Source organism: Mesorhizobium sp. M1A.F.Ca.IN.020.06.1.1 (assembly GCF_004023265.1).
GTDB lineage: Bacteria > Pseudomonadota > Alphaproteobacteria > Rhizobiales > Rhizobiaceae > Mesorhizobium.
In genome coordinates, this window is the sequence record NZ_RZSR01000657.1 from 1 (window position 1) to 3,461 (window position 3,461).

Consider the following 3,461-nt stretch of genomic DNA (forward strand, 5'->3'; position numbering starts at 1 on the left):
CTGGAGGTGCTGGTGCCGGGAACGGAGTTCGCGCTGCGCCGCACGGCGGATGCCGACCTGATCGGCAACGAGTTCGGCTTCGGCCGCGAGCTGTTCGCCGGCTTTCGCCAACTGGTCGGCCGCGCCGACCACGGCGCCGCCGCCTTCGCAAATGCCTAACGTCAATCTGCTAAAAAAAGAGCGGCTCGGAGCCGCCGCTCGGAGCCGCCCTTTGTCGTAAGCGGTGTGCCATCGGCACCTAGACAAGAGGTCTCACGAGGTATTCTTGCCACTGAAGACCTCCGCCAAATAGTCAATAAACACCCTGACTTTACGTGGGGTGTGACGTCGCTGAGCGTAGAAGGCGAAGATCGGTTGCTCCATGGGTTCATGATCCGGCAGCAGCCGCACGAGGCGGTTCTCCGCTATATCTTGGGCGACCATGAAATCGCCCAAGAGGGAGTACCCCCCTCCCGCTAGGCAGGCGTTTCTCACCGCTCGCGCTGAGTTCATTGTCAATTGCTGCGGCACTTCGAAGTCAATGACCTTTCCTTGATGCGAAAACTTATGAACGCGCCCCCATTCCCCGCTGACCTGAGTAACGGATGGGCACGCTCTGATCTCGTCCAAGGTCCTGGGTGTCCCATATAGCTGGCAAAACTGGGGTGTCGCGACGAACACGATCCTCTGCGTGAAAATCCTCTGCGCAATCAGGGATGAATCGTTCAACGGTCCTACCCGGATGGCGACATCGAAGTGCTCGCCAATGAGATCAACCAAACGATTGCCAAGGTCGATTGAGACATCGAGCTGCGGGAACCGTCGCACGAACTCAGGAACCACTGGTGCCAGGCACTCATTACCAAAGGCCGTTACGCAGGAGACGTGGAGTTGGCCGCGAGGAGTTTCGTGGCGTTCGCGTACTGCGCTCCGCATCTGATCAAGCTCCTCCAGGAGGCCGGTGCTCTTTTGCACGAACTCCATCCCGGCATCAGTCAGATTGATCTGCCTGGTGGTGCGGTTAAAGAGACGTACGCCGAGATCGGTCTCCAAGTCTGCCACAATGCGGCTTACCGAGGCAGCGGAAAGGCGCAAATCCCGGCTCGCGGAAGAGAAGCTGTTATGCCTGGCGACTGCCACGGCCACCTTCATGGCCTCGATCATATCCATCCGCCATTCTTCCAAAAGTCAAAATAATGTCTCTCACCGTGCGCTCTTTAACACGGAAGCCGAAATCATGCATCAATGGGGCGAACGCTCAAATTGAGGAGATGGACATGTCCAAAAATCCTAGCTGGATACTTCGCAGCTACCCTTCCGCAATGCCCTCCGTCGAGAACTGGAGCCTGGAGGAGCGTTCAATTCCCGAGGCTGCGGATGGTGAGCTGCTGGTGAAAACTCTGTGGCTCTCCGTCGATCCCTATATGCGCGGTCGGATCAGCCCCGCGAAGAATTATGCTGCTGGTTTTAGAATTGGCGATCTGATGTGTGGCGGCGGAATTGGCGAGGTAATTACGTCTGAGTCTCCAGACTTCAAGCCAGGCGACCTCGTGATGAGCGATCATTTTGGTTGGCAGCCGTTCAGCGTGATCCCGGCCGCGTCAGCCAAGCCCGTGACGACAACCGACGCTCCGATTCAGTCCGCGCTGAGCTATCTCGGCATGCCCGGTCTCACCGCCTACCTTGCCCTCCTCAAAACCGCAACTCCGAAGGTGGGGGAAACGGTGTTGATCTCTGCCGCTTCAGGAGCTGTGGGGCAGATTGCAGGACAGATCGCGCGGATCAAAGGGTTCGACCCAGTCGCTGTTGCGGGCTCGGACGAGAAGCTGGAATGGTGCAGGGAGCTTGGATATCGGACTGGCGTCAATCATCGACGCTCCGCTGATCTCGTGGCAGATGTCGCGACCGCATGCCCTAGCGGCGTCGATGTCTTTATCGACAACACCGCCGGGCCGATTCACGATGCAGCCATGTTAAACCTCAACATCTTTGGCAGAGTGGTGGTTGTCGGGACTATTGCCTTGGCCAACCGGTTTGACCAGCCTGATGTCGGTCTCAGGCATCTCAGAAGGACACTAATCACCCGTGCGCGCATAGAAGGGTTCTTGCTCGACGACCACGAAGGAGAATACGAGACCGCGATTGCCGATCTGCTGTCATGGTACAAACAGGGACTGCTTCAGACACGGGAAGATGTTGCGGAAGGGATCGAGACCGTGCCCCACGCTTTCGTTCGGATGTTGAAGGGAGAGAACTTCGGCAAGCAACTGGTCAAGCTATGACGCTCTAACGAGGGTTTGTCCGCTTCGGCCAGACTGCTATTTTTGTGCACGCGTTACTCAAGCGGATCGTTCCACGGCAGCAGCTCATCGATCCGCCTCCGCTTGTGGCCGTTGACGACGGCGGCAAGCGTGGTGGTCAAGTAGACCTGCGGATCAAATAGCATTGAGTTCGCAGATCTCCCCTGGCGCAGGCAAAAAACTAGCTTGCCCTGCCGGGCCAGCGTTCGCCAGGACGACAGATGGTTGGCCTCCAGCCCGTGGCGCTCCGCTACTTCGTTCACCGTCACGCCCGGACGCAAGCCCTCCGAAACGATCTGTGCCTTGACCTCATCCGGCCATTGGCGATGCGCCTCACGTCGGCCCCGCCGTGTCGTGAGAACCTCCAATGTCGTGTCCATGGAGAAACTCCTTCTCGCTCATCCATGGAACCTTGATCGCAGATCAGGCGTCAGCGGACAACGTTGGGGGCAAAACAGCGGTTACCCTTTTTCGTTCGTTTGCGGACGGCGATGCCTATTGAACGGTGATCTCGCTCCGCTCACCAGCCTTGATGGTCACCGGCATTTCCTTGTCCTGGCCCTGATCGGACATGTGCCGCACGACGACATAGTCGCCGGCGGGGATCGTCTGTTGCCAGCTGTCGCCATAGGTCAGGCCGAGCGATTTGCGCTTACCCTCAATATCCTTCTTTGACGAGAACACCTCGATCGAATAGGCGCCGGGCGCCGACATTGCCAGCACGCCGGCGCCGAGAGCCACCTTCACATCCTGGTTGTCGCCGGCCTTGATGCTGAAGGGCTGTTCGACAACGGCGAGATCGAGCGTGGTTAGCGCGACATAGTCGTCCGGCGGCAGCCAGAACTTGCTGTCCGGACCGTAGGAGTGCTCCACGCTTTCACGCGAACCGTCGATCTTCTTCTTCGCCTTGACGATCTCGAAGCCGATGCCGGAATTGTCGGCCTTGTCGCCGCCGGCGGTGTAGTAGGCGTTAAGCACGGCATGGCCGACGCCGACCACGATATCCTTCTCGACCGTCTGTCCGGCGGCAAGCTGGATGGTTTCGGTCACCGTGCCGGCGCCGATCTGCACCGTCACCTTCTGCTCGCCGGCGGGCACGGTGGCCTTGGTGTCGCCATAGTGGGTCGTGCTGCCGCCCGGATAGGCGAAGTAGACACGCGCCTCGCCGCTGATCTCCGAGCC

General features: G+C 59.1%; 2 protein-coding genes and 4 pseudogenes. 2 read left to right on the plus strand and 4 right to left on the minus strand.

Annotated elements, in window-relative coordinates:
* Positions 1-159: pseudogene (locus EOA60_RS39195) on the plus strand (phosphogluconate dehydratase); the annotation flags it as partial.
* A gap of 93 nt (positions 160-252) precedes the next feature.
* Here the strand turns inward: EOA60_RS39195 and EOA60_RS24425 are convergent.
* On the minus strand, positions 253-1,149 hold the full coding sequence (locus EOA60_RS24425; RefSeq protein WP_067327227.1) for a LysR family transcriptional regulator: 897 nt from the start codon (positions 1,147-1,149) through the stop codon (positions 253-255).
* A gap of 107 nt (positions 1,150-1,256) precedes the next feature.
* Between EOA60_RS24425 and EOA60_RS24430 the strand changes: the two genes are divergently transcribed.
* Positions 1,257-2,261: an NADP-dependent oxidoreductase gene (locus EOA60_RS24430; RefSeq protein WP_095825820.1), complete on the plus strand. Its 1,005-nt coding sequence runs from the start codon at positions 1,257-1,259 to the stop codon at positions 2,259-2,261.
* Positions 2,262-2,314: 53 nt separating this feature from the next.
* Here the strand turns inward: EOA60_RS24430 and EOA60_RS38340 are convergent.
* The 3 pseudogenes from EOA60_RS38340 to EOA60_RS37755 form a co-directional block, all read right to left on the minus strand.
* Positions 2,315-2,431: pseudogene (locus EOA60_RS38340) on the minus strand (transposase domain-containing protein); the annotation flags it as partial.
* 36 nt (positions 2,432-2,467) lie between these two features.
* Positions 2,468-2,659 (minus strand): annotated as a pseudogene (locus tag EOA60_RS38345) (transposase); the annotation flags it as partial.
* Positions 2,660-2,774: 115 nt separating this feature from the next.
* Positions 2,775-3,461: pseudogene (locus EOA60_RS37755) on the minus strand (hypothetical protein); the annotation flags it as partial.